Here is a 20923-nt window from a genome sequence, read left to right as displayed (position 1 = left end):
CGTTATCGACGATAGAGGATCGCCTGCGAATACCACTGGCCGGGTACCATGGTGTCATCGATCATGATGATGACGTAGTAATCGGCTTTGGCCGCTTCTGCTTTGGCCTTCAGCGCCGCTTCGACATCCATCGGCGAACCGTACATCAGTACGCTTACCGTGGCCATTTTCTGCAGGCCAGCCGTCTGGTAGCGCTGGATCTCCTGCGGATGGTCGGTGGCGGGCGGCGGGGCTTCCGGCGTTCCCTGCAGGGCGCTACACCCGCTGAGGACGATAGCCAGTAACCACGGTGAAAACCTGCGCATAACCATATCTCGTTTCCTGATAGTGATAGTGTAGTGGTAGCCTTAACAGGATTGCCGGGGAATGTTCCCGAACTGTTATCTCTGACGCGATTTTCGAATGAAAATGTTGTGAAAGCGTAACCGGGTTCTCAACATTATGAATCGTAGCAAACTGGGTTGCCTGGTGAATGAATTTTCCCATGACGCCTAACCACGATAGAGAAGGAAGACGATAAATGATTGCACTAGAAATGCGCAACCTCGGCGGTGGTGAAATTTTACATGCCTGTCCGCAGGAGAGTCTGGATAAGCCCTTGCCCTGTATCGTCTTTTATCATGGCTTTACCTCGTCGAAGCTGGTCTACAGCTACTTTGCGGTGGCGCTGGCCGAGGCCGGATTCCGGGTGATCATGCCGGACGCGCCGGAGCATGGGGCGCGCTATCAGGGCGATGAGGCCGGGCGGATGCAGCGCTTCTGGCCGATTCTGCAGCAGAATTTCAGGGAGTTTCCTGCGCTGCGCGAGGCGATAATCGCTGAAGGATGGCTGGAAGGGGAGCGGCTGGCGGTGGCGGGCGCTTCGATGGGGGGAATGACGGCGTTGGGCATCATGACGCATCACCCCGAGCTGAACAGCGTCGCCTGTCTGATGGGGTCGGGCTATTTTCGTTCCCTGTCGCAAACCCTGTTTCCCTCGCCTGGCTTTGATGCTGACAGTCTCCGCGAATGGGATGTCAGCCATCAGCTGGCGTCCCTTGCCCGGCGACCGCTGCTGCTCTGGCATGGCGATGCCGATGACGTGGTGCCGCCGGAAGAAACCTTTCGACTAGAGCAGGCGCTCCGGCAGGCTGACCTTGCCGCCAGGCTGACCTGCGTCTGGCAGAAAGGCGTCCGCCATCGCATTACGCCAGAGGCGCTGGCTACCACGGTCGCCTTTTTTCAGCAGCACCTTTAAACGCGGATTACGCTGAGGCCCTGATCCTCAAGCTGTTTGAGGATCGCGGCATCGGCCTGTTTGCCGGTGATCACCACGTCTATTTGTCCGGCCTGGCTGAATAGCATCCCGGCGCGCTCGCCGATCTTGCTGCTGTCGACCAGCACCGCCAGTTTGCCGACCACGTTAAGCATTTTTTGCTCGGCCATGGCGGTCAACATATCCGTTTTGTAGAGGCCTTCGGCGGTGAGCCCTTTGCCGCTGGTAAACATCCAGTGTCCGGCATAGAGGCTGTTCTCGCTACCGTGGGGGCTGAGGGTGATGGCGTGGCTGCGGTTGTACTGGCCGCCCATGATAATCACGCTGTCATGCTCCTGGTCGATCAGGTAGTTAGCCAGCGGCAGATAGTTGGTGATGATCTGCACCGGTTTGCCGCACAGTTCCCGACCCAACAGAAAGGCGGTGGAGCCGCAGTTAATGACGATGCTCTCACCCGGCGCGATCAGTTGCGAAGCGGCGCGTGCAATACGCACTTTTTCATCCAGATTTTGCGCCTGGTGGATGTTCATCGGCGTCCAGCGGGGGCGCTGTTCGCTAATGGCTTCCGCGCCATTACGAACCTTTTTCAGTTTGCCGCTTTCATCCAGCTTGTTGATATCACGTCGGGCGGTAGCGGGTGAGATCCCGAGCCGCGACATCACCTGCTCCACGGTAACAAACCCCGTTTGGGCGAGCAGATCCAGCAGAATTTGGTGCCTTTGCGCTTCCGTCATGAGCGAATCCGATTAAAAGTGAACAGCAAAGATGATATTTGAAATCATGTGAAAATACTAACCCTGCGGCGGGGTATTTCCGGCAGGCAGGGCCTGCCGGCGGCGACTTACAGGAAGGATTTGAAAGGCAGATCCGGCTCAATGGTGAAGCAATCGTCGAAACCGCGCGGGTAGTGATATTCGAAATTGTCTTTATCCAGCGGCCAGGTAAATTTGCCGCCGACCTGCCAGATAAACGGCTTGAAGCCGTACTTCAGACGATCCTTTTTCATCTCCCACAGAACGCGGATCTCCTGCGGATCGGCCTGAAAGTTTGACCAGATATCATGGTGGAACGGGATCACAACTTTGGCGTTGAGCGACTCTGCCATGCGCAGGATATCGGCGCTGGTCATTTTGTCGGTGATCCCGCGCGGGTTCTCGCCATACGAGCCGAGGGCGACGTCAATCCGATGCTCGTTGCCATGCTTCGCGTAGTAGTTGGAGTAGTGGGAATCGCCGCTGTGGTACAGGTTGCCGCCCGGTGTTTTAAACAGGTAGTTGACCGCGCGCTGGTCCATGCCGTCCGGCAGTACGCCAGCGGCTTTTTGGTCCGCCGGGAGGGTGATCAGCGCGGTGCGATCGAACGCATCGAGCGCATGGATCTCAATGTCTTTGATCTTCACGACATCGCCAGGTTTCATGACGATACAGCGCGCTTTCGGCACGCCCCAACCGATCCACAGGTCGACGCAGGTTTTCGGGCCGATAAACGGCACATCGGCCGGGCAGTTCTGCATGACGGCGGCGGCGACGTTGACGTCAATATGATCGTTGTGATCGTGGGTCGCGAGGACCGCGTCAATCTGGCGAATGGCGAACGGATCCAGCACGAACGGCGTGGTGCGCAGGTTAGGCTGTAATTTTTTCACGCCTGCCATCCGCTGCATCTGGTGGCCGGTTTTCATCAGCGGATTGCCGTGGCTCTGTTTGCCAGTGCCGCACCAGAAATCGACGCAGACGTTAGCCCCGCCTTCGGATTTTAACCAGATACCGGTACAGCCGAGCCACCACATGGCGAAGGTGCCGGGCGTAACCTGCTCCTGCTCAATCTCTTCATTCAGCCAGCTGCCCCATTCCGGAAAGGTGTTCAGGATCCATGATTCACGGGTGATGGTCTGTACTTTACTCATCGTGCTCTTCCTCGTATTTTCAATAGTAATCAAATTTTGATTGGTTTTGATTTATGTTGTCACTGGATTTTCAAGATTGCAATCTTGTTTTCCATCAATTTTACGAAGAGATGCGCATCACCTCTCAGGGGTTCCAGCATTCATAAAGGTTGTGCTTTGTTTTATCTATATGATTTGAAAATGTTTAATTATGTTTCGGCGCTACTGCTCGGCAATAGTCACAATGAAATAGAGGATTATTGCGGCGCGCGTCACATTTAATCAAATTCAATCTTGTTGTGATTATTTTTGATTATTAGAGTGGGCAGCGAGAAATGCTGAGCGTAAGGCGCGTTCAGCGCCTTCACCATCGGGAGTGTGTTATGGCAATCCTCTACAACATCTTTACCGTTTTCTTTAATCAGGTGATGACCAATGCCCCGCTGCTGCTGGGTATCGTCACCTGCCTGGGCTATATCCTGCTGCGCAAAAGCGTCAGCGTGATTATTAAAGGCACGATCAAAACCATTATCGGCTTCATGCTGTTACAGGCCGGCTCCGGCATCCTCACCAGCACTTTTAAACCGGTGGTGGCGAAAATGTCAGAGGTGTACGGCATCAACGGCGCGATCTCTGACACCTATGCCTCGATGATGGCGACCATCGACCGGATGGGCGAGGCCTATAGCTGGGTGGGCTATGCGGTGCTGCTGGCGCTGGCGCTCAACATCTGTTACGTCCTGCTGCGCCGGATAACCGGCATCCGCACCATCATGCTGACTGGCCATATCATGTTTCAGCAGGCGGGGCTGATCGCCGTCTCGTTCTTTATCTTTGGTTACGGAATGTGGACGACCATCATCTGTACCGCCGTGCTGGTCTCCCTGTACTGGGGTATCACCTCCAACATGATGTTCAAGCCGACTCAGCTGGTCACCGACGGCTGCGGCTTCTCCATCGGTCACCAGCAGCAGTTTGCCTCGTGGATTGCCTACAAAGTGGCGCCGTATCTGGGGAAAAAAGAGGAGAGTGTGGAAGACCTCAAGCTGCCAGGCTGGCTCAATATCTTCCACGACAACATCGTTTCCACCGCGATTGTCATGACCATTTTCTTTGGCGCGATCCTGCTTTCCTTTGGTATTGACGTCGTGCAGGCGATGGCGGGGAAAACCCACTGGACGGTCTATATCCTACAGACCGGTTTCTCCTTCGCGGTGGCCATTTTCATCATTACCCAGGGCGTGCGGATGTTCGTCGCCGAACTGTCCGAAGCCTTCAACGGTATCTCGCAACGCCTGATCCCCGGCGCGGTGCTGGCGATTGACTGCGCCGCGATTTATAGCTTTGCGCCGAATGCGGTGGTGTGGGGCTTTATGTGGGGCACCATCGGCCAGCTGATTGCCGTCGGCATTCTGGTTGGCATTGGCTCTTCAATTCTGATTATTCCGGGCTTTATCCCGATGTTCTTCTCCAACGCGACGATTGGCGTCTTTGCCAACCACTTCGGCGGCTGGCGCGCGGCGCTCAAGATCTGCCTGGTGATGGGCATGGTTGAAATTTTCGGTTGCGTGTGGGCGGTGAAGCTCACCGGTATGAGCGCCTGGATGGGAATGGCGGACTGGTCGATTCTGGCGCCGCCGATGATGCAGGGCTTCGCCTCCATCGGGCTGGCGTTTATGGCCGTCATCATCCTGATTGCTCTCGCTTATATGTTCTTCGCTGGCCGCGCGCTGCGCGCCGAAGAAGACGCGGAAAAACAACTGGCAGAGGCCTCTGCCCAATAAGGAATTCTGATTATGACCGTACGTATTCTGGCTGTGTGTGGTAACGGGCAAGGCAGTTCTATGATCATGAAAATGAAAGTGGATCAGTTCCTGACGCAATCCAATATCGACCACACGGTGAACAGCTGCGCGGTGGGTGAATACAAAAGCGAACTAAACGGCGCGGATATCATCATCGCTTCAACCCATATCGCGGGGGAGATTACCGTCTCCGGCAATAAACACGTGGTGGGGGTGCGTAATATGCTTTCCCCCGCGGATTTCGGGCCAAAGCTGCTGGAGGTGATTAAAGCTCATTTCCCGCAGGACGTGAAATAAGGAGCGGCCATGAAACTCCATGAATCACTGGCGCAGAATCACTCCATTCGCCTGCAGGCGGAAGCGGAAACCTGGCAGGAGGCGGTGAAAATCGGCGTCGATCTGCTGGTGGCCGCCGACGTGGTGGAGCCGCGCTACTACCAGGCAATCCTCGACGGCGTCGCGCAGCACGGCCCCTATTTTGTGATCGCTCCGGGATTAGCCATGCCGCACGGGCGGCCGGAAGAGGGCGTCAAAAAAACCGGCTTTGCGCTGGTCACGCTAAAGAAACCGCTGATTTTCAACCACGAAGATAACGACCCGGTCGACATCCTGATCACCATGGCGGCGGTTGACGCCACCACCCACCAGGAAGTGGGCATCATGCAGATCGTTAACCTGTTTGATGACGAAGCCAATTTCGACCGTTTACGCGCCTGCCGCAGCGAGCAGGAAGTGCTGGATTTAATCAAAAACGCCACCGCGGCGGCTGTTTAAAAGGAACACTATCATGTCATTACCTATGTTACAGGTCGCCCTCGACAACCAAACGCTGGCCAGCGCTTATGAAACAACCCGTCTGATCGCCGAAGAGGTAGATATCATTGAAGTCGGCACTATCCTCTGCGTCGGTGAAGGTGTACGCGCGGTGCGCGATCTGAAAGCGCTGTATCCGCATAAAATCGTGCTGGCGGACGCCAAAATTGCCGATGCCGGCAAGATCCTGTCGCGGATGTGCTTCGAAGCCAACGCCGACTGGGTCACGGTGATCTGCTGCGCCGATATCAACACCGCCAAAGGGGCGCTGGATGTCGCCAAAGAGTTCAACGGCGATGTGCAAATTGAGCTGACCGGCTTCTGGACCTGGGAGCAGGCGCAGGCGTGGCGCGAGGCGGGTATTCAGCAGGTGGTCTATCACCGCAGCCGCGACGCGCAGGCGGCAGGCGTGGCGTGGAGTGAGGCGGATATCAGCGCGATTAAGCGTCTGTCTGATATGGGCTTCAAAGTGACCGTCACCGGCGGGCTGGCGCTGGAAGACCTGCCGCTGTTTGCCGGGATCCCTGTTCACGTCTTTATTGCCGGACGCAGCATCCGCGATGCTGCCTCGCCGGTGGAAGCGGCGCGCCAGTTTAAACGCTCTATCGCCCAGCTGTGGGGTTAAGGAGCGACTATGTTGGCGAAATCCATTCCGCTCGGCATCTATGAAAAAGCGCTCCCCGCCGGGGAGTGCTGGCTGGAGCGGCTAAAGCTTGCAAAAGCGCTGGGCTTTGATTTCGTTGAGATGTCTCTCGATGAAACGGACGCCCGCCTTGCGCGGCTGGACTGGAGCCCGGAGCAGCGTCTGGCGCTGGTCAAGGCGGTGGCTGAAACCGGCGTCCGGGTGCCGTCGATGTGCCTTAGCGCCCATCGCCGTTTTCCGCTGGGTAGTGAAGACGACGCGGTGCGGCATCAGGGGCTGGAGATCATGCGTAAAGCCATCCGCCTGGCGCAGGATGTGGGGATTCGGGTGATCCAGCTGGCAGGCTACGACGTCTATTACCAGCAGGCGAACGATGAGACGCGCCGCCGCTTTCGCGACGGCCTGAAACAGAGCGTCGAGATGGCCAGCCGAGCCCAGGTAACCCTGGCGATGGAGATCATGGACTACCCGCTGATGAACTCGATCAGTAAAGCGCTGGGCTATGCCCATTACCTGAATAATCCGTGGTTCCAGCTTTACCCGGATATCGGCAATCTGTCGGCGTGGGATAACGACGTCCAGATGGAGCTGAAGGCGGGGAGCGGGCATATCGTGGCGGTACACGTCAAAGACACGAAGCCCGGCGTCTTTAAAAACGTGCCGTTCGGCGAAGGGGTGGTCGATTTTGAACGCTGCTTCGAAACGCTCAAGCAGACCGGCTACTGCGGCCCGTACCTGATTGAGATGTGGAGCGAAACCAGCGCTGACCCGCTGGCGGAGGTGGCGAAGGCGCGTGACTGGGTGAAGGCGCGGATGGCCCGCGCGGGCCTGATGGAGGCGGCATAATGCAACAGCTGAAACAGCAGGTGTTCGAGGCCAATATGGATCTGCCGCGCTACGGCCTGGTGACCTTTACCTGGGGTAACGTTAGCGCCATTGATCGGCAGCGTGGGCTGGTGGTGATTAAGCCCAGCGGCATCGCCTACGAGTCAATGACCGTCGATGACATGTCGGTGGTTGATCTGCAGGGGCACGTGGTGGAAGGGCGCTGGCGTCCCTCCTCTGATACCGCCACCCATCTGGCGCTCTATCGCCGTTATCCCGACCTTGGCGGGGTGGTGCATACCCATTCGACGCACGCCACCGCCTGGGCGCAGGCGGGGCTGGCGATCCCGGCGCTCGGCACCACCCATGCGGACTACTTCTTCGGCGATATTCCCTGCACCCGGGCGCTTAGCGCACAGGAGGTGGACGAGGCCTACGAGCTGAACACCGGGCAGGTGATTATCGAAACGCTGGGTGAGGCCAATCCGCTGCATACGCCGGGGATCGTCGTCTATCAGCACGGGCCATTTGCCTGGGGCAAAGACGCCCACGAGGCGGTACACAACGCGGTGGTGATGGAAGAGGTGGCGCGCATGGCGTGGATTGCCCGCGGCATTAATCCGCAGTTGCAGCCCATCGATAGCTGGCTGATGAATAAGCATTTTCAGCGTAAGCATGGGCCAAACGCCTACTATGGGCAAAAGTAGATAGCGCGCTCCGGGGCTTTCACCCCTCACGGTGAAGCAACTGGTCTGGCCCCGGAGCCGTTTTTAATCCTGACGATAGGCCGACGGCATCACGCGCATGCCGATGAGCGTGACCACGCAAATTATCGCCCCGGCGTAAAACGTCGAGGCGGCGCCGAAGGTTTCCCACAGTACCCCCGCGCCGGTGCTGGCCAGCAGCAGAGCCAGGCCACTCATCAGATTAAACATACCGAACGCCGTGCCGCGTAGCTCCGGTGGCGCCGTATGGGCGACCATCGCCGCCAGCAGGCCCTGGGTCATTCCCATATGAATCCCCCACAGCGCGACGCCGATCAGCAGCGTGCTCCAGTGGCTGCTGAGCGCCAGCACGATATCGGCGAGGATCAACACCAGCAGCCCCCACTGCAGCAGTTTGCTGTGGCTCATGCTGTCTGAGAGTTTACCGAACGGGTAAGCCGTGAGGCTGTAGACCAGGTTCATCGCCACCATCACCAGCGGGATGGTATAGAGCGGGATCTCCATCTGCTGGGCGCGCAGCACCAGAAAGGCTTCGCTGAAGCGGGCGAGGGTGAAAATGCTGCCGATCGCGACCACCCACCAGTAGGCGGCGGAGAGCTTTTTCAGGTTTTCGCGCTTCAGCGGATTGCTGCGTTTGTGCGCGATGGCGGATTTTGGCTCCTGTAGGCCGAATCCGAGCAGGAGAATGGAGAGCACGGCGGGAATGACCGCCACCCAGAAAATAGCGTGAAAATCGTTGGCCCAGATAAACATCAGCAGCACCGCCAGCAGCGGGCCGAGAAAGGCGCCGACGGTATCCAGCGCCTGGCGTAGTCCGTAGGCGGCGCCGCGGATCTCCGGCGGGGTGACATCGGCGACCAGCGCATCGCGCGGCGCGCCGCGAATACCTTTGCCTACGCGGTCAATCATGCGGGCGCTAAACACCACCCCGGCGGTAGGGGCGATGGCAAACAGCGGCTTACTGAGCGCGCCCAGGCCGTAGCCCAGCAGCGCCAGTCCTTTACGCTTGCCGACATAGTCGCTGATTGCGCCGGAGAAGACCTTCAGGATCAGGGCGGTGGCTTCCGCCAGTCCCTCGATAAGACCGATAATTATCACGCTGGCGCCGAGGGTAGTGGCCATAAACAGCGGTAAGAGGCTGTGGATCATCTCGGAGGAGACATCCATCAGCAGGCTGACGCCGCCGAGTACCCAAACGCCTTTGGGGATACGGCCTAAGGTGGCGAAACGCGGAACCATCAATCACTCCTGATTATCAAATGGCGAGTGGCTGATTAAATCAGGTTGCGATGACGCTGGTAAGTCGGTTTGTAAAATAATTCTCAATTGCGTTTAGGCGCAGACCTCGCTTCGCCCCTCGCGAGGAGAGGCGAAGAATCGGGCAGGCGTTAGCGGTATATCACCGCGCTGGCGCGAAGCGGGCCGTTGGTTTCGGGTTCGTGCATCAGGATAGGCTGAAAGTATTTCGCCCCCTGCGCATCGCTCATCTGGCTAAGGGCCTGTTCGGCCTCGTGCTCAGTGGCCATATTGTGATTGATATAGATAACGCCGAGGCTCTGCACGTCGTCCATGTTGCGGGCCTGACGTTCGGTGATTTGGATAGCTGCCAGCGCGTTGGCGCTGAAGAAAAGCGCAGCCATCATGGCGATGATTTTCAGTTTCATATACTACGCTCCTGACTGACAGTCCTGACGCTGACTCGGGGCTCTCCTGTGGTCGTTAGGCTTTGATATAAGTGTAATCGCTGCGCGTTCATCGCATGGCGACCTTTTCTGATGCAGTTGTTCAAAAAAATGCCGCTTCCTTTATTGGTTAATTTTAAATCACCCACTTAGCCCAGCTTGGCGCTTAGTGCGAATTATTTGTGCAAATGCGCTTGTGTTCCTGAGGGGCCGCCATTAGAATGACGCGTCAATTTTTCAGCCGCCCTTTAACACGTTCCTTGCCTCCATGGGCCGCGGCTGACCCAGACAGGAGGCTGAATAATCCGTAAGGAGCAATTCGATGCGTCATTACGAAATCGTTTTTATGGTCCATCCTGACCAGAGCGAACAGGTTCCGGGCATGATCGAACGTTACACTGGTGCAATTACTGCAGCAGCAGGTACGATCCACCGTCTGGAAGACTGGGGCCGCCGTCAGCTGGCTTATCCGATCAACAAACTGCACAAAGCTCACTACGTTCTGATGAACGTTGAAGCGCCGCAGGAAGCGATCGATGAGCTGGAAACTAACTTCCGCTTCAACGACGCCGTTATCCGCAGCATGGTAATGCGTACTAAGCACGCTGTTACCGAAGCATCTCCGATGGTTAAAGCGAAAGACGAGCGCCGTGAGCGTCGCGAAGATTTCGCCAACGAAACCGCAGATGATTCTGAAGCTGGGGATTCTGAAGAGTAATCCTGATGACCAACCGTCTGGAGCTGTCCGGCATTATTTGCAGGACTCCACTTCGTAAGGTCAGCCCGTCAGGAATTCCTCACTGCCAGTTCGTGCTTGAGCATCGTTCAGTGCAGGAGGAAGCCGGTTTTCACCGGCAGGCATGGTGTCAGATGCCCGTTATTATTAGCGGTCATGAGAACCAGGCCATTACTCACAGTATAACGGTCGGTAGCGCAGTAACCGTTCGAGGGTTCATCTCTTGCCATAAGGCAAAGAACGGCTTGAGCAAAATGGTTCTGCATGCCGAGCAGATTGAATTGATAGATTCTGGAGACTAGCCATATGGCACGTTATTTCCGTCGTCGCAAGTTCTGCCGTTTCACCGCGGAAGGCGTTCAAGAGATCGACTATAAAGATATCGCTACGCTGAAAAACTACATCACCGAAAGCGGTAAGATTGTCCCGAGCCGTATCACCGGTACCCGTGCAAAATACCAGCGTCAGCTGGCTCGCGCTATCAAACGCGCTCGCTACCTGTCCCTGCTGCCGTACACTGATCGTCATCAGTAATCGGTCACGGTCCATTAATACGACTTTGAGAGGATAAGGTAATGCAAGTTATTCTGCTTGATAAAGTAGCAAACCTGGGTAGCCTGGGTGATCAGGTTAACGTTAAAGCGGGCTACGCTCGTAACTTCCTGGTCCCGCAGGGTAAAGCTGTTCCTGCTACCAAGAAAAACGTTGAATTCTTCGAAGCACGTCGTGCTGAACTGGAAGCCAAACTGGCTGACGTTCTGGCAGCAGCTGAAGCTCGTGCTGAGCAGATCAACGCCCTGGAATCCGTAACCATCGCGTCTAAAGCTGGCGACGAAGGTAAACTGTTCGGTTCCATCGGTACTCGCGACATCGCTGACGCTGTTACTGCAGCAGGCGTTAAAGTTGCTAAGAGCGAAGTTCGCCTGCCGAACGGCGTTCTGCGTAACGTTGGCGAGCACGAAGTGAACTTCCAGGTTCACAGCGAAGTATTCGCTAAAGTTATCATCAACGTGGTTGCTGAGTAATCGGCCTCTGACGTTCTGGTAACAACAAACCGCCGGCCTTGTGCCGGCGTTTTGCTTTTTAGCGCCTTTCATTTTGCGGCGGCGTAACGCTTGCTGTCGTCTTCTCTGCTATCGCGCACGCACAAAGCTGCCGTTCGACTGGCGGGTAAACAGCACCTGCTGGCCGTTGCCGGTATCGATAGTGAGCCCGGTGACCACGCCGTTGGCGTTCTGCCGAATCTGCACCGTCTGTCCGCTCTGCAAAGTACTTAGCGGCTTGCCAGCGCCTTCAACCTGCGCCATGGCGTAGACGTCAGTGGCCGGCAGCCCATGATCGCGGAACAGCTGCGCCAGGGTTTTGCCTGACTCGATGCGATAGGTCCGCCATTGCTGCTCAATACCCGGCGCGGACTGCTGTGATGAGGATTGATAAGGCTGGGAGGCGGCGGGCTGCTGCGTCTGCGCCTGATCCGGCTGCTCATCCTGAATCGGCTCCGGGGCGACCGGCGCCATCTGATCGGCGTCGCTCACGGTAGGCGTATTAGTGATCGGCGGCAGCGGAACGGCCTGATTGCCGCCAGCTTGCGGCTGGGACTGCGACTGTAGGTTCAGGTTCGCTTCACGGCTGGTGGACGCCGGGCTTTGGCTATCATCGGAGGGAAGCAGAATACCGATAATAACCAACAGGAAGCCAGCGATAATTCCCCGGCGGTGCATCGGAGGCAGCGGGTCCAGGAGGCGAAAATGATCCGGGGCGTGCCAGATTTTCGCCAGGGTAGATGTCAGTTCAAAGCGCCCGGGCATGGCTTTCCTCCTGCTCCGCATATTTATATCCTGCTCATGAGTATAGATGGCTAACGTCCTGATGACCGGAACAAAGTGAAGTTAACCTGCTGCCGCCTATTGTTTCTTTTTCGCTGAGATTTGTCATCATCCGCCGACAAAGTTTTACCCATTTCGCTATGGCTGTTATGCTTTCGCACGCTTTTATCTTGATGTTTATCACCCAAAAAGGAACAACGATGGCAACCCCAACTTTTGACACTATCGAAGCGCAGGCAAGTTACGGTATCGGCTTGCAGGTTGGACAACAGCTGAGCGAATCCGGCCTGCAGGGGCTGCTGCCGGAAGCGCTGGTGGCGGGTATCGCCGATGCGCTGGAAGGTAACCAGCCGCAGGTGCCGGTGGAAGCCGTTCACCGCGCGCTGCGTGAAATCCACGAGCGTGCTGACGCTGTGCGTCGCGAGCGTTTTCAGGCCATGGCCGCTGACGGCCAAAAATACCTTGATGAAAACCGCGAGAAAGAGGGTGTGAACAGCACCGAGTCTGGTCTGCAGTTCCGCGTACTGACCCAGGGCGAAGGCCCGATCCCGGCGCGTACTGACCGCGTTCGCGTGCACTACACTGGCAAACTGATCGACGGCACCGTCTTCGACAGCTCCGTTGCTCGCGGTGAACCGGCTGAATTCCCGGTGACCGGCGTGATCGGCGGCTGGATTGAAGCGCTGACTCTGATGCCGGTAGGTTCCAAATGGGAACTGACGATCCCGCACAACCTCGCCTACGGTGAGCGCGGCGCTGGCGCATCGATTCCTCCGTTCAGCACCCTGATCTTCGAAGTTGAACTGCTGGACATTATCTAAACAGCAGCGGCTTCCTCTTCCCCGCGGCAGGGGAAGCCATAAAAATAGCGTAAAATCCTTAAGTTAAAAATTAATTGGAATTATGTTTTGCATTCATCACGTATGGGTGTATTTTTGTGAGCTATTTCGCGTTAGATGAGTGATATAACACTCACTTTAAACATAAAATTAACATTATATCTAAATCATAGTATTCATCCCTCCGATTCTTACCTAATATCGACTAGCCCTTGCTGGGGTTAATGACAGACGACGGGCCATCAGAGCCTGAACAACACAGACAGGTACAACAGGAAGAAATCACATGGTAGATCAGGTTAAAGTCGCTGCTGTCGAGCAGGAGCCGACTGAACAATCGCTACGGCGAAATCTCACAAACCGACATATTCAGCTGATCGCGATTGGCGGAGCGATCGGCACCGGGTTATTTATGGGTTCTGGCAAAACCATCAGCCTTGCCGGACCATCCATTATCTTTGTTTATATGATTATCGGTTTTATGCTGTTTTTCGTGATGCGTGCCATGGGCGAATTACTGCTGTCGAACCTCGAATATAAATCCTTTAGCGACTTCGCGGCCGATCTGCTGGGGCCGTGGGCGGGCTACTTTACCGGCTGGACCTACTGGTTCTGCTGGGTAGTGACCGGGATGGCGGACGTTGTCGCCATCACCGCCTACGCGCAGTTCTGGTTTCCCGGACTCTCCGACTGGGTCGCCTCGCTGGCGGTGATCCTGCTGCTGCTGGGCCTGAACCTGGCCACCGTCAAGATGTTTGGCGAAATGGAGTTCTGGTTCGCGATGATCAAAATTGTCGCCATCGTGGCGCTGATCGTGGTCGGCCTGGTAATGGTGATGATGCATTTCAAATCGCCGACCGGGGTCGAAGCCTCTTTCGCCCACCTGTGGAATGACGGCGGCTGGTTCCCGAAAGGGCTGAGCGGCTTCTTCGCCGGCTTCCAGATTGCGGTGTTTGCCTTCGTGGGGATTGAGCTGGTGGGTACCACCGCCGCCGAAACCAAAGACCCGGAAAAGTCCCTGCCGCGGGCGATTAACTCCATCCCGCTGCGTATCATTATGTTCTACGTCTTCGCGCTGATTGTGATTATGTCGGTGACGCCGTGGAGCTCCGTGGTGCCGAGCAAGAGCCCGTTCGTTGAGCTGTTCGTGCTGGTTGGTCTGCCGGCGGCGGCGAGCCTGATCAACTTCGTGGTGCTGACCTCCGCGGCCTCCTCGGCCAACAGCGGCGTGTTCTCTACCAGCCGTATGCTGTTCGGTCTGGCGCAGGATGGTCAGGCGCCGAAGATGTTCGCCAAGCTGTCGAAGCGTGCGGTGCCGGCGAAGGGCTTAACCTTCTCCTGCATGTGTCTGCTGGGCGGGGTGGTGATGCTGATGGTCAACCCGAGCGTGATTGCCGCCTTCACCATGATCACCACGGTGTCGGCGATCCTGTTTATGTTCGTCTGGACCATCATCCTTTGCTCTTACCTGGCGTATCGCAAAAACCGCCCTCAGCTGCATGAGAAGTCGAGCTACAAGATGCCGCTGGGTAAAGTCATGTGCTGGGTGTGCATGGCCTTCTTCGTCTTTGTGCTGGTGCTGTTGACCCTGGAAGACGATACCCGTGAAGCGCTGATGGTCACCCCGCTGTGGTTTGTGCTGCTGGGCGCGGGCTGGCTGTTTGCCGGCAAAAAACGGCTGGCGAAATAAACGAAAATTTTAACGTTGCTTGCAACGGCCCGTCATAAAAAAGACCACCCGGAGTGGCCAAATAAGACGGACAATGTCGAGGGCGCCCGCGGGCGCCTTTTTCTTTACTTTCCGCCGAGGGCGCGCGGGAACAGCACATTATTTTCCAGGCTGATGTGTTCCATCAGATCGTCGATCATCTCGTTGATACCGTTATACATCGCCTTCCAGGTGGTACAGGCTTCCGGCGGCGGCGTCACGTTGTGGGTGATGTGCTTAATGACTTCCAGCAGTTCACCCGCTTCATCATGCTCGCTTTCCATCACGCTGATCGGCCCCCCGGCCTGGGCGCCCATTCCCTGTTTGATCATCGGGAACAGGATCTGCTCCTCTTTCATCATGTGGCTGGAAAGCTCCTGATGCAGCATGGTCAGGTACTTAGTCAGTCCTTTCGGCACGTTCGGTTTATCGGCATGGACGCGTTCAACCTTGGTGGCCTGCAGGATCAGCTCCGGCAGCTGTTCACGGTGCCGGTCGTGATAGCGAACGATGATATGGTCGATAATCTCCGCGAGGGGCGCCGCGCGCCAGTCGCGGGAGAGAGGCTGTTCGGCCAGTTTCGCCAGCTCGGCTTCAATCACCGCGACATCCAGCGCTTTGCGCGACGCGGCGCGCGCCAGGGTCTGTTTGCCGCCGCAGCAGTAATCCATATCGTATTGACGGAACAGGGCGGAGGCGCGCGGGATGGTCAGCGCCAGCTCGCCTAAAGGTTGGTCACGGAAAGCCATAGCAGTTACCTCGTCATCAGGAATATAAGATGTATTTTAAATGCATCTTTTTGGCGAGGGAATACCCCTTAAGGAGGCGAGGCTACTTTTTTTCGTCCGCCAGCGGCTGCAGCATCGGTTTTTCCGGTCTGGCGCGTACGGCAGAGACCACGCCGAGCACCAGCAGCAGGATCCCGCTCAGGGTCAGCAGCGGCGGTAAGCTTTGCCGCAGCAGGAAGGTATACAGCAGTCCGGCCAGGGTTTCGAAGACGATAAGCGGGCCGAGGATCACCGTCGGCAGCCGCTGGCTGGCAATATTCCAGCATAGCGCGCCGACCCATGAGCAGAGCACCGCGATGGCCAGCATCAGCGTAATAAACACCGCAGGACGCGGGCCGAAGGGCAGGGGAAACCCGGCCTGCTGACCGTGCAGCCAGGCGCAGGCGGCGAGATAGCCGGCCAGCGAAACCGGAAGCGTCACCAGCGCCTGAGCGGTAGCCCACATCATTGGCGGTTGATGCGGGTTCTCCCGCAGCCAGCGGGCGTTGCGCAGGGCATACCAGGCCCAGCAGACCACCGATCCCAGCGCCAGCGCAATGCCGGAGCCGTAGCGCCACGGGCTAAAATTCGGCAGCCCCTGACGCAGCTCCGCGACGTTAACGCAGATCAGGCCCACGGCGATGCAGATCAGCGCCGGAAACAGGCGCCGCCACGGCAGCTTCCCGTCGCGCTGGCTGTAGAGCAGATTGGCGAACACCGGCAGTACCACCGGCAGCGTGCCGATAATCATGGTGGAAACCGGCGCCCCGGTGCGCTGAATGGCGCTGGCCAGGCAGACGTAATAGATAAGGTTCCCCATCATTGTCAGGCCCAGCGCGGTCCACCAGTCGTGCCGGCTCAACTGGCGCAGTCGCGCGCGCCCGAGCCACGCCAGCGGCAGGGCGATCAGGCCCAGCGCCAGATAGCGTCCCATCGACTGCAGCATCGCCGGATACTCTGGCACCAGCAAAGGCCCGACGAAAATTAAACCCCACATCAGCCCCGCCAGCAGGGCGTATAACACACCACTAATCATCATTGCATCCGTTGTCATTACCGTTGTCTGCAGTGTAGAAGGGGGCCGGGCAGGAATATTGTATGAGATTGCGCATTAGCGCCTGGCGACCTGCTTCTGATAGCGCACCGGCGTAATGCCGTAACGCTGGGTGAAGGCGCGGGTCAGGTGGGACTGGTCGGTGAGGCCGACGGCTATCGCCACTTCGGCGGCGGGCATGCCGTGGGTGAGGAACGCTTTGGCGCGCCACAGACGGATGGCCATCAGCATCTGATGGGGCGTTACGTGATAGTGGGCTTTAAACTGGCGCTGAAAGTGGTACGGGCTCAGCGCCGCCACCTGCGCCAGCTCGTCGAGGGTGATGGGACGCATATAGTTATCGTGCAGGTAGTCGCGCACGCGGTCAAAGCGATGCCCGGCCTCACCTTGCGCAGAGGCATGGTGGGCCAGAGGGCGGAAGGCGTCGATGAGGTCGAGCAGCAGTCCCTGCTGGGCCAGCGGATCGTCGCTATGCCACAGGCCATAAATCAGCTGGCCAATCTGTCGGGAACGTAGAGGATCCTCGCGGACCACCTCGCTGAACCACCAGTCTCGCACCCCGGTGATGGCTTCAAGACGGTCCGGCTCCAGATAAATCATCCGGTAGCGCCAGCCGTCGGCGGTTTCCGCTTCGCCGGTGTGCAGCTCGTCGGGATTCATGGTGACAATTGAGTTTGCGGCGGCAATATGCTGACTGCCGCGGTAGCGAAAGCGCTCCGCGCCTTGCTCAATCACGCCGATGCCGAAGGCTTCGTGGGTATGGGGTTCAAAGGCGTAGCGGGATATATGGGCGTGGTAAAGCTCCACCCCGGGCAGCTGTTCGAGATGGCGAAAGCGCGCGCGGTCTTTTTCATCACTAAATTGGAGTGGTACGCCCTGCATGCCTGCCTCCCGACGGTTATCCCTTCAATATGGGAGAGGAACCGCCGGGACGCAACCGCAAAAGCTGAGAGGGGCGGTTACAGAATGCCTTTTACACTCTCGGCAAGGGAGGTGGTCGGGCGGCCGATCAGCGTACTCAGGGTGCGGCTGTCGTCAAACAGTCCGCCTTTCGACGCGCCGACATCGGAATCCGCCAGCATATCGGCAAGCCCGGCCGGCAGGCCGACGCTTTTCAGCGCGGCGGCGAAATCGGCTTCGCTGAGGTTCTGGTAGACCACGTTTTTCCCGCTTTGCTTGCTCAGCTCGGCAGCCAGGTCGCTCAGCGTCCAGGCGTTATCACCCGCCAGTTCGTAAATTTTGCCTTCATGACCCTCACTGGCGATAACGCGGGCGGCAGCGGCGGCATAATCGGCGCGGGTGGCGGAGGCGATTTTACCCTCGCCGGCGGCGCCGATAAACACGCCATGCTCCAGCGCCGGCGGCGCGCTGGCCAGATAGTTTTCGGTATACCAGCCGTTACGCAGCAGGGCGTAAGCGATACCAGAGTCGGCCAGCATCTGCTCGGTTTCGATATGCTCTGCGGCCAGACCCAGCGGCGAAGTGTCGGCATGCAGCAGGCTGGTATAGGCGATGAATTTTACCCCGGCGGCTTTGGCGGCGTTAATGACGTTGCGGTGCTGTACAGCACGCTGGCCGACTTCGCTGGAGGAGATTAACAGCAGTTTATCCACGCCCTGCAGCGCGGCGGTCAGCGCCGCTTCGTCGCTGTAGTCGGCCTGGCGGACAACCACGCCCTGCTGGCTGAGCGCCTGGGCTTTGGCCGGGTTGCGGACAATCGCCACAATCTGGCTGGCAGGGACGGTGTTAAGCAGGTCTTGCAGAACGTAGTGGCCAAGCTGGCCGGTGGCACCGGTAAGAGCGATCATGGGTCTTCTCCTTCGTATTTATTGGCAGTTGTGGTAAGCTACCACCTTAACTAACTTTTAGTAAGTACGTACAAAAAGGTAAGTGTGAAATGGCCGAACCGACGCTGAGCGAGAAATTGCGCACCGGCAATTTGTTTGCGGAACAGTGCCCGTCGCGCGATGTGCTTAAACATGTCACCAGCCGCTGGGGCGTGTTGATTCTGGTGGCGCTGCGCGAGGGAACCCACCGTTTCAGCGATCTGCGCCGTAAGATGGGCGGGGTCAGCGAAAAGATGCTGGCGCAGTCGCTGCAGGCGCTGGAGCAGGATGGTTTTATCGACCGCGTCTCTTATCCGGTGGTGCCCCCGCACGTTGAATATAGCCTGACGCCGCTCGGCCTGCAGGTGAGCGAGAAGGTGGCCGCCCTGGCGGACTGGATCGAGGTTAATCTGCCCTCGGTGCTGGCTAACCACGGGGAGTGAAAATGTATCACTCCCTGTAGCCCCGGTAAGCGCAGCGCCGCCGGGGAACAGGCATTACTTGCTCAAATCCAGCTGATAAATGGCGAAGCCGATATCATCGGTGGCCACCTGGCGCATTGGATACTGCGCTTTCTCTTTGATAAACGCCGCGGCTTTGTCGCCAGGCGAGGTCTCAAAACGAATATCCAACGGCGTGTTGCTGTGGATCGGCGCCAGACGCCAGTTGTTATCCGCCGCCGGATGGATCGCGCCTTCCTTCTTCGATTGCGCGCCAATCCATGCCGCCAGCACCGAACGGTTTTCATCCGGTGAGGCGAAGGCGATATGGCTCTCACCGGTGCCGGCGAATTTGCCGCCGTAAGCGCGATAGTTATTGGTCGCGACCAGGAAAGTAGCCTGCGGATCAACCGGTTTTCCATTGAAGGTCAGGTGCTTAATACGCTCTGCCTGCGGATGGATCATCTGACATTCGCCGTCGTAGCGGGCCGGCTGAGTGACGTCGATCTGGTAGTTCACCCCGTCAATGACGTCGAAGTTGTAGGTGCGGAAGCCGTCCCAGTTGATCAGCGACTGCGGCTTGCTGCTGGCGGGATCGATCTGGTTAAACTGTCCGGCAGAGCATTCCAGCCACTCCTTAACCTCTTTCCCGCTGACCTTCATCACCACCAGGGTGTTGGGGTAGAGATAGAGGTCGGCGGCATTGCGGAAGGTGAGCTGGCCTTTCTCCACTTCGACAAAGCTCGCCGGATCGTTTTTACGCCCGCCGACTTTAAACGGCGCGGCGGCGGAGAGCACCGGCAGCTTCGCCAGATCCGGGTCGCCCTGAATATAGTGTTCGACGTAGGCTTTCTGCGCCATGTTGACCACCTGCACCGTCGGGTCGTCCTGCACCAGCGCCAGATAGCTGTACATGTTGTCGGCGGACTTGCCGATCGGCTTGCTGACGAATTCGCGAGTGGCGTCATGATCGGCTTTCAGCACCGCCACCAGCTTGCCATCTTCGGCCGCCAGTGATTTCTTCGCCACCGCGTCATAGATTGGCCGCGCTTCCGCTTTACTCTGAGTTACCTGCCATTTACCGCTGTCGTTATTTAGCACCAGATCGACCACCCCGAGATGATCGCCCCACATTCCCGGCATCACCGCCGGTACGCCGTTCAGCGTCCCTTTGGCGATATCCGCGCCTTTGATGTTGGCGAAGTCTTTACCCGGGAACACCGCGTGGGCATGGCCGAACATAATGGCGTCCACGCCGGGCACCTGGCTTAAGTAGTAAACCGAATTCTCGGCCATCGCCTGATACGGGTCGGCGGAGAGGCCGGAGTGAGCGACCACTACCACCACATCAGCCCCTTTCGCCCGCATCTCCGGGATATATTTGCGCGCGGTTTCGGTAATGTCATTGACCGTCACCTTGCCGTTAAGATTGGCTTTATCCCAGGTCATGATCTGCGGCGGCACAAAGCCGATATAGCCGATGCGCAGGGTGTGGATTTGACCGTCGCTGTCCACGACCCGGGTATCCTGGATCAGGTACGGCGTAAACATCGGTTTGCCGGTTTTGGCATCGATGATATTGGCGTTCACGTAGGTGAACTTCGCCCCGGCCAGCGCCTTGTGCAGGAAGTCGAGACCGTAATTGAACTCATGGTTGCCCAGGTTGCCGACGGCGTAATTCAGGGTGTTCATCGCCTTATACACCGGATGTACATCGCCCTCTTTGAGCCCTTTTGCCGCCATATAGTCGCCTAACGGGCTCCCCTGGATCACATCCCCGTTATCCACCAGCACGCTGTTTTTAACTTCTGCCCGCGCCTGTTCGATCAGGCTGGCGGTACGCACCAGGCCGAATTTCTCCGTGGCGGCATCTTTGTAATAGTCGAAGTCCATCATATTGCTGTGCAGATCGGTGGTTTCCATGATCCGCAGGTCGACCGTCGCGGCGTTGACGCTGGCGGCGATCAGCGTGGCCAGGAGCGTTGCGCTAAACTTAATCATCAGAGGCGTCCTTTTTTATGAGCGATAGCACAGAAGAAAATGTATTTATATTCTGTTGCTTACAGAAATGTGAATCTTGCCAGAAAAGCGGGC

At 57.5% G+C, this 20923-nt stretch carries 25 protein-coding genes; 14 read left to right on the top strand and 11 right to left on the bottom strand.

Features of this window, described 5'->3' with window-relative positions; genetic code table 11:
• Window positions 1-2 precede the first annotated feature (2 nt).
• Window positions 3-311 (bottom strand): biofilm peroxide resistance protein BsmA, encoded by a 309-nt coding sequence (gene bsmA, locus KB892_RS23220; RefSeq protein WP_002885674.1) that lies wholly within the window; start codon window positions 309-311, stop codon window positions 3-5.
• A gap of 209 nt (window positions 312-520) precedes the next feature.
• Between bsmA and yjfP the strand changes: the two genes are divergently transcribed.
• Complete coding sequence (yjfP, locus tag KB892_RS23215) at window positions 521-1237, top strand: esterase (protein ID WP_004152017.1); 717 nt, start codon at window positions 521-523, stop codon at window positions 1235-1237.
• On the opposite strand, the gene ulaR is transcribed toward yjfP, so the two are convergent.
• Both ulaR and ulaG read right to left on the bottom strand, forming a co-directional pair.
• Window positions 1234-1989: an HTH-type transcriptional regulator UlaR gene (gene ulaR, locus KB892_RS23210; RefSeq protein WP_002885676.1), complete on the bottom strand. Its 756-nt coding sequence runs from the start codon at window positions 1987-1989 to the stop codon at window positions 1234-1236. The genes yjfP and ulaR overlap by 4 nt on opposite strands.
• Window positions 1990-2096: 107 nt before the next feature.
• The gene (gene ulaG / locus KB892_RS23205; RefSeq protein WP_002885678.1) at window positions 2097-3161 is read right to left on the bottom strand and encodes an L-ascorbate 6-phosphate lactonase; all 1065 of its coding nucleotides are present in this window, start codon (window positions 3159-3161) and stop codon (window positions 2097-2099) included.
• A 362-nt stretch (window positions 3162-3523) separates the two neighbouring features.
• Between ulaG and ulaA the strand changes: the two genes are divergently transcribed.
• From ulaA to KB892_RS23175, 6 genes are read left to right on the top strand one after another with little or no spacing between them, the layout of a single operon-like run.
• Window positions 3524-4924 (top strand): PTS ascorbate transporter subunit IIC, encoded by a 1401-nt coding sequence (ulaA, locus tag KB892_RS23200; protein ID WP_002885681.1) that lies wholly within the window; start codon window positions 3524-3526, stop codon window positions 4922-4924.
• Between the two features lie 12 nt (window positions 4925-4936).
• Window positions 4937-5242 (top strand): PTS ascorbate transporter subunit IIB, encoded by a 306-nt coding sequence (ulaB, locus tag KB892_RS23195; protein WP_002885682.1) that lies wholly within the window; start codon window positions 4937-4939, stop codon window positions 5240-5242.
• Window positions 5243-5251: 9 nt separating this feature from the next.
• Window positions 5252-5719, top strand: a complete 468-nt coding sequence (ulaC, locus tag KB892_RS23190) for a PTS ascorbate transporter subunit IIA (protein ID WP_002885683.1) — start codon at window positions 5252-5254, stop codon at window positions 5717-5719.
• 13 nt (window positions 5720-5732) lie between these two features.
• Entirely contained in the window at window positions 5733-6383 is a 651-nt protein-coding gene (gene ulaD, locus KB892_RS23185) for a 3-keto-L-gulonate-6-phosphate decarboxylase UlaD (protein WP_002885684.1), read from the top strand.
• Window positions 6384-6392: 9 nt separating this feature from the next.
• Complete coding sequence (locus KB892_RS23180) at window positions 6393-7247, top strand: L-ribulose-5-phosphate 3-epimerase (protein ID WP_002885686.1); 855 nt, start codon at window positions 6393-6395, stop codon at window positions 7245-7247.
• Window positions 7247-7933: an L-ribulose-5-phosphate 4-epimerase gene (locus tag KB892_RS23175; protein ID WP_002885687.1), complete on the top strand. Its 687-nt coding sequence runs from the start codon at window positions 7247-7249 to the stop codon at window positions 7931-7933. The genes KB892_RS23180 and KB892_RS23175 overlap by 1 nt, the downstream gene beginning before the upstream one ends.
• Before the next feature lie 63 nt (window positions 7934-7996).
• On the opposite strand, the gene KB892_RS23170 is transcribed toward KB892_RS23175, so the two are convergent.
• Window positions 7997-9190, bottom strand: coding sequence for an MFS transporter (locus KB892_RS23170; protein WP_004146734.1), 1194 nt, complete (start codon window positions 9188-9190; stop codon window positions 7997-7999).
• A gap of 149 nt (window positions 9191-9339) precedes the next feature.
• Window positions 9340-9615: a YdgH/BhsA/McbA family protein gene (locus KB892_RS23165; protein WP_002885689.1), complete on the bottom strand. Its 276-nt coding sequence runs from the start codon at window positions 9613-9615 to the stop codon at window positions 9340-9342.
• Between the two features lie 340 nt (window positions 9616-9955).
• Here KB892_RS23165 and rpsF point away from each other — a divergent pair, with 340 nt between their 5' ends.
• Genes rpsF through rplI form a run of 4 tightly spaced genes read left to right on the top strand, consistent with a single transcriptional unit; the run spans window position 9956 to window position 11394 of the window.
• Entirely contained in the window at window positions 9956-10351 is a 396-nt protein-coding gene (rpsF, locus tag KB892_RS23160; RefSeq protein ID WP_002885691.1) for a 30S ribosomal protein S6, read from the top strand.
• A gap of 5 nt (window positions 10352-10356) precedes the next feature.
• Complete coding sequence (priB, locus tag KB892_RS23155; RefSeq protein ID WP_002885722.1) at window positions 10357-10671, top strand: primosomal replication protein N; 315 nt, start codon at window positions 10357-10359, stop codon at window positions 10669-10671.
• A gap of 4 nt (window positions 10672-10675) precedes the next feature.
• On the top strand, window positions 10676-10903 hold the full coding sequence (gene rpsR, locus KB892_RS23150; RefSeq protein ID WP_000135199.1) for a 30S ribosomal protein S18: 228 nt from the start codon (window positions 10676-10678) through the stop codon (window positions 10901-10903).
• 41 nt (window positions 10904-10944) lie between these two features.
• The gene (gene rplI, locus KB892_RS23145; RefSeq protein WP_002886682.1) at window positions 10945-11394 is read left to right on the top strand and encodes a 50S ribosomal protein L9; all 450 of its coding nucleotides are present in this window, start codon (window positions 10945-10947) and stop codon (window positions 11392-11394) included.
• Between the two features lie 108 nt (window positions 11395-11502).
• Here rplI and KB892_RS23140 read toward each other — a convergent pair whose 3' ends face one another.
• On the bottom strand, window positions 11503-12177 hold the full coding sequence (locus KB892_RS23140) for a LysM-like peptidoglycan-binding domain-containing protein (protein ID WP_002886685.1): 675 nt from the start codon (window positions 12175-12177) through the stop codon (window positions 11503-11505).
• Between the two features lie 218 nt (window positions 12178-12395).
• Here KB892_RS23140 and fklB point away from each other — a divergent pair, with 218 nt between their 5' ends.
• Window positions 12396-13016 (top strand): FKBP-type peptidyl-prolyl cis-trans isomerase, encoded by a 621-nt coding sequence (fklB, locus tag KB892_RS23135; RefSeq protein ID WP_002886687.1) that lies wholly within the window; start codon window positions 12396-12398, stop codon window positions 13014-13016.
• A gap of 304 nt (window positions 13017-13320) precedes the next feature.
• On the top strand, window positions 13321-14724 hold the full coding sequence (gene cycA, locus KB892_RS23130) for a D-serine/D-alanine/glycine transporter (protein WP_002886688.1): 1404 nt from the start codon (window positions 13321-13323) through the stop codon (window positions 14722-14724).
• A 104-nt stretch (window positions 14725-14828) separates the two neighbouring features.
• On the opposite strand, the gene ytfE is transcribed toward cycA, so the two are convergent.
• The 4 genes from ytfE to KB892_RS23110 form a co-directional block, all read right to left on the bottom strand.
• Window positions 14829-15491: an iron-sulfur cluster repair protein YtfE gene (gene ytfE / locus KB892_RS23125; protein WP_004152016.1), complete on the bottom strand. Its 663-nt coding sequence runs from the start codon at window positions 15489-15491 to the stop codon at window positions 14829-14831.
• A gap of 82 nt (window positions 15492-15573) precedes the next feature.
• On the bottom strand, window positions 15574-16545 hold the full coding sequence (locus KB892_RS23120) for a DMT family transporter (protein ID WP_002886691.1): 972 nt from the start codon (window positions 16543-16545) through the stop codon (window positions 15574-15576).
• Between the two features lie 75 nt (window positions 16546-16620).
• Window positions 16621-17445, bottom strand: coding sequence for an AraC family transcriptional regulator (locus KB892_RS23115; RefSeq protein ID WP_002886699.1), 825 nt, complete (start codon window positions 17443-17445; stop codon window positions 16621-16623).
• A 77-nt stretch (window positions 17446-17522) separates the two neighbouring features.
• On the bottom strand, window positions 17523-18371 hold the full coding sequence (locus KB892_RS23110) for an SDR family oxidoreductase (protein ID WP_002886702.1): 849 nt from the start codon (window positions 18369-18371) through the stop codon (window positions 17523-17525).
• Window positions 18372-18460: 89 nt separating this feature from the next.
• Here KB892_RS23110 and KB892_RS23105 point away from each other — a divergent pair, with 89 nt between their 5' ends.
• A complete protein-coding gene (locus KB892_RS23105; protein WP_004152015.1) occupies window positions 18461-18832 on the top strand; it encodes a winged helix-turn-helix transcriptional regulator in 372 nt (123 codons plus the stop codon).
• A gap of 54 nt (window positions 18833-18886) precedes the next feature.
• Here the strand turns inward: KB892_RS23105 and cpdB are convergent, their stop codons facing one another.
• Window positions 18887-20830 carry a 2',3'-cyclic-nucleotide 2'-phosphodiesterase gene (cpdB, locus tag KB892_RS23100; protein WP_002886704.1) on the bottom strand — a complete coding sequence of 648 codons (1944 nt, stop codon included), beginning with the start codon at window positions 20828-20830 and terminating at the stop codon, window positions 18887-18889.
• Window positions 20831-20923: the final 93 nt, after the last annotated feature.

The organism is Klebsiella sp. P1927, from assembly GCF_018204675.1.
Classification (GTDB): domain Bacteria; phylum Pseudomonadota; class Gammaproteobacteria; order Enterobacterales; family Enterobacteriaceae; genus Klebsiella; species Klebsiella pneumoniae.
This window is presented reverse-complemented; position numbering and strand designations above follow the sequence as displayed.

Excerpts from the sequence above, each read along its gene's own strand:
- bsmA (WP_002885674.1), bottom strand. The coding sequence starts at position 311 with ATGGTTATGCGCAGGTTTTCACCGTGGTTACTGGCTATCGTCCTCAGC.
- yjfP (WP_004152017.1), top strand. The coding sequence starts at position 521 with ATGATTGCACTAGAAATGCGCAACCTCGGCGGTGGTGAAATTTTACAT.
- ulaR (WP_002885676.1), bottom strand. The coding sequence starts at position 1,989 with ATGACGGAAGCGCAAAGGCACCAAATTCTGCTGGATCTGCTCGCCCAA.
- ulaG (WP_002885678.1), bottom strand. The coding sequence starts at position 3,161 with ATGAGTAAAGTACAGACCATCACCCGTGAATCATGGATCCTGAACACC.
- ulaA (WP_002885681.1), top strand. The coding sequence starts at position 3,524 with ATGGCAATCCTCTACAACATCTTTACCGTTTTCTTTAATCAGGTGATG.
- ulaB (WP_002885682.1), top strand. The coding sequence starts at position 4,937 with ATGACCGTACGTATTCTGGCTGTGTGTGGTAACGGGCAAGGCAGTTCT.
- ulaC (WP_002885683.1), top strand. The coding sequence starts at position 5,252 with ATGAAACTCCATGAATCACTGGCGCAGAATCACTCCATTCGCCTGCAG.
- ulaD (WP_002885684.1), top strand. The coding sequence starts at position 5,733 with ATGTCATTACCTATGTTACAGGTCGCCCTCGACAACCAAACGCTGGCC.
- KB892_RS23180 (WP_002885686.1), top strand. The coding sequence starts at position 6,393 with ATGTTGGCGAAATCCATTCCGCTCGGCATCTATGAAAAAGCGCTCCCC.
- KB892_RS23175 (WP_002885687.1), top strand. The coding sequence starts at position 7,247 with ATGCAACAGCTGAAACAGCAGGTGTTCGAGGCCAATATGGATCTGCCG.
- KB892_RS23170 (WP_004146734.1), bottom strand. The coding sequence starts at position 9,190 with ATGGTTCCGCGTTTCGCCACCTTAGGCCGTATCCCCAAAGGCGTTTGG.
- KB892_RS23165 (WP_002885689.1), bottom strand. The coding sequence starts at position 9,615 with ATGAAACTGAAAATCATCGCCATGATGGCTGCGCTTTTCTTCAGCGCC.
- rpsF (WP_002885691.1), top strand. The coding sequence starts at position 9,956 with ATGCGTCATTACGAAATCGTTTTTATGGTCCATCCTGACCAGAGCGAA.
- priB (WP_002885722.1), top strand. The coding sequence starts at position 10,357 with ATGACCAACCGTCTGGAGCTGTCCGGCATTATTTGCAGGACTCCACTT.
- rpsR (WP_000135199.1), top strand. The coding sequence starts at position 10,676 with ATGGCACGTTATTTCCGTCGTCGCAAGTTCTGCCGTTTCACCGCGGAA.
- rplI (WP_002886682.1), top strand. The coding sequence starts at position 10,945 with ATGCAAGTTATTCTGCTTGATAAAGTAGCAAACCTGGGTAGCCTGGGT.
- KB892_RS23140 (WP_002886685.1), bottom strand. The coding sequence starts at position 12,177 with ATGCCCGGGCGCTTTGAACTGACATCTACCCTGGCGAAAATCTGGCAC.
- fklB (WP_002886687.1), top strand. The coding sequence starts at position 12,396 with ATGGCAACCCCAACTTTTGACACTATCGAAGCGCAGGCAAGTTACGGT.
- cycA (WP_002886688.1), top strand. The coding sequence starts at position 13,321 with ATGGTAGATCAGGTTAAAGTCGCTGCTGTCGAGCAGGAGCCGACTGAA.
- ytfE (WP_004152016.1), bottom strand. The coding sequence starts at position 15,491 with ATGGCTTTCCGTGACCAACCTTTAGGCGAGCTGGCGCTGACCATCCCG.
- KB892_RS23120 (WP_002886691.1), bottom strand. The coding sequence starts at position 16,545 with ATGATTAGTGGTGTGTTATACGCCCTGCTGGCGGGGCTGATGTGGGGT.
- KB892_RS23115 (WP_002886699.1), bottom strand. The coding sequence starts at position 17,445 with ATGCAGGGCGTACCACTCCAATTTAGTGATGAAAAAGACCGCGCGCGC.
- KB892_RS23110 (WP_002886702.1), bottom strand. The coding sequence starts at position 18,371 with ATGATCGCTCTTACCGGTGCCACCGGCCAGCTTGGCCACTACGTTCTG.
- KB892_RS23105 (WP_004152015.1), top strand. The coding sequence starts at position 18,461 with ATGGCCGAACCGACGCTGAGCGAGAAATTGCGCACCGGCAATTTGTTT.
- cpdB (WP_002886704.1), bottom strand. The coding sequence starts at position 20,830 with ATGATTAAGTTTAGCGCAACGCTCCTGGCCACGCTGATCGCCGCCAGC.